The sequence below is a fragment of the uncultured Nostoc sp. genome, assembly GCF_964245445.1.
Taxonomy (GTDB): Bacteria; Cyanobacteriota; Cyanobacteriia; order Cyanobacteriales; family Nostocaceae; genus Nostoc.
Window position 1 is genome coordinate 1 of sequence record NZ_CAXTNE010000483.1, and the last position, 2,846, is coordinate 2,846.

The window sequence follows — 2,846 nt, forward strand, 5'->3', positions numbered from 1 at the left end:
GGATTAATCCGCAAAGCTTGGTTGAAATCTTCCATTGCCCCCTTGTTATCTCCCAATTGGGCGCGGGCAATACCCTCGTTGGTGTAGCCTTCAACAACATAGTTAGGATTAATCCGCAAAGCTTGGTTGAAGTCTTCGATTGCCCTCTTTTTATCTCCCAATTGGGCACGGACAGTACCCCGATTACCGTAAGCTTGGGCAAGGTTAGGATTAATCTGCAAAGCTTGGTTGAAATCTTCCATTGCCCCCTTGTTATCTCCCAATTGGGCGCGGGCAACAGCCCGGTTGCTGTAAGCTTCAGCATATTTAGGATTGAGGCGGATTGCTTTAGTATAAGCTGCGATCGCTCCTTGCAAATCTCCTTTCTTTATCTTATCCAAACCCTGATTAAAGAGGTCTTCAGCAGTGAGTGTTGCAACTTTGGGAGCATCAGTTAGACGAATTCCCAAGAATTTTATATCGCTAGCATAACTGGACTGATTAATAGTTGCAGTAGTGGTAAATGTAGTCAAAGTTGCTATGGCGAAGGTTTTTGGAACCTCTATCGACAATTGAGGAAACAATAATTGTCTTATAAATAACATAAAGAATAAATGTTATTGTTGAGTCATTATAGAAAATACTACAGGCTTAATAAGGAACTTTACGGCAATTTATCTTTAAGCACCACAATATGTAAGATAGTGCATTACCCTAATGGACACTTTTTTAATTGCAAGTCTTTTAACTGATGTTCAGGGTTCTCAGCCTTATGTTTTCTGTTCCAAGCTGGAAATTCGGGGCATTCACACGAATAACCGCGCTACAGTGCAAACAAAATTCGATAACAGAGGTGAAGATAAGTCATCTGTTGCGAATAATGTTATCACTAATTTCAGAACTGCTTTTTCTCGGCGATACACTTCAACCTGTTGTAATTGCCAGTTCAAAATCCAATATTCTTGAACTCCTCTAGAAGCGTATAATTTTAGCTTAACTTCCCGTAGGCGTAGCCCGCCGTAGGCATCGCGTCGCTCGTTTTGGACTCCAGGGGAAAGTACTTCTACAACCAGTTCTGGTGCTCCCGTTAAATGTCCTTCTTGGTCAAGTAAAATGGCAAGGCGTTCTTTACTTACCCAAACCACATCGGGAATAACATTATCTGCATCAGTAAAAATAATTCCTGGTGTTGGCACAGCCTCACCAAGACCTGTTGAGAGTGACCAAGTTCTTAATTCTGCATAAATATTACCAGTAGCTTTTTGATGTCCCCAATGCGGTGCCCTAGTCACAAATAATTCCCCATCGATAATTTCATAGCGATTACCGTTATCTGGCAATAACTCTAAATCCGCACTTGTCCAGCGTATCCGTTCATCAATGGTTTTGCTCATAGGAATCTCTGAAATATTGATACTAATATCCTAATCTCATTTCTCATTTCTCATTCTCTCCCATGCCCAATGTCCGCTCACATCTACATCAATTCCATCTCTCGTAACCCTTGGCGTAGTCTTTTCGCCTCTTCGGGATTATACCTTTCATGAAGGGCGATCGCTTTTCTAAAAGCTGTTAAACTATCTTGATGATTGCCAACTTTGAGCAACACTACTCCTAAATTTTGATAGGCTTCGGCATAGTTAGGATTTAACTCAATTGCATTTTGATAAGATGCGATCGCATCTGTAAATAAACCCAAAGCTTTAAATATCATTGCCAAATTATAATGTCCAAAAACAAAATTAGGGTCAATTTTCAAAGTTGTGGCGTAAGCAGTTTTTGCACCGCTTAAATCTCCTGCTGCTTTGAGTAAGTTACCCAAGTTGATGTATGCTCCTAGTTTGAGCATGGGGTAAATTGGCAACTTAATAGCAGCTTGATAATGATAAATAGCCTGTGGAGATTTTTGCAACCGACTGTAAGCAATGCCTAAATGGTAATGGAGTTCATATAAAATATCGTAGTTTTCTTCAGCAGTAGTAATTCCTCGTCTAAGTAACTCCATACCTTTGGTAATTTTCCCAGTTTCCACATACAATGCCCCTAATTTACTGCAAACATAAGGGTCATCAGGATGAGTAGCGAGAAATCCTTCCATTGCTGTAGCTGCTTTGGCATATTTGTTATTTTGAGCGATCGCACTTTTTTGATATCCTACGTGTAAAAGGGCTACTCCTGGTAAATAACCTACTTGCCAATGAGGTTCTTTGGCTATAATTGCTGACACGCTATCATCCACTAAGGCATGATAAGGACGGTCAAAGCAAATATCTGGATGATTGCGGAACAGCCTGGAAACCAGAGAATAGGGAGATTGTTCTGCACCAATTTCGTGGCGGACGAGGTTGATGAGCAGGTATTCATCTCTTGCGATCGCCTCTCGCAACTGCGGTATAATTGTTGGTGTGAGAGTTTCATCAGCATCTAATATCAGAATCCAATCTCCAGTGACATATTTTAGAGCTGCATTGCGGGCAGCACTGAAGTCATTACACCATTTAAAATGATAAACTTTTGCACCCAGTTGTTGGGCAATATTAGGAGTGCAATCGATTGAGCCTGTATCCAAGACTACCATTTCATCTACCACTTTTTGGACACTGCTTAGGCATTTAGGCAGTGTTGCTGCTTCATTTTTCACAATCATGCACAGACTGAGTTTCATATTGCCAATAAATTATGGTTCAAATTTTTTGCTTGTAGTGACCAACTTTTATTTTGTGCCGATATAGCATCAGACCATCATAAGGCGAGTTTTTAACAAAGGACAGTCATTTGTCATTTGTCAAGAGTTACTCTGCGCCTATCAATTAGGGAACTCCAAAAAATAAATTATCCAATTTTTGGAATCACAACGACTTTCCCTC

3 protein-coding genes are annotated in these 2,846 nt (G+C 40.4%); all 3 read right to left on the reverse strand.

Features of this window, described 5'->3' with window-relative positions; all coding sequences use genetic code 11:
• A partial coding sequence (locus ACFE90_RS37570) for a tetratricopeptide repeat protein (RefSeq protein ID WP_375507306.1) occupies positions 1-584 on the reverse strand: 584 nt, incomplete at its 3' end.
• Positions 585-785: 201 nt separating this feature from the next.
• On the reverse strand, positions 786-1,373 hold the full coding sequence (locus ACFE90_RS37575; RefSeq protein WP_375507307.1) for a Uma2 family endonuclease: 588 nt from the start codon (positions 1,371-1,373) through the stop codon (positions 786-788).
• Positions 1,374-1,456: 83 nt separating this feature from the next.
• A complete protein-coding gene (locus ACFE90_RS37580; RefSeq protein WP_375507308.1) occupies positions 1,457-2,644 on the reverse strand; it encodes a tetratricopeptide repeat protein in 1,188 nt (395 codons plus the stop codon).
• Positions 2,645-2,846 lie beyond the last annotated feature (202 nt).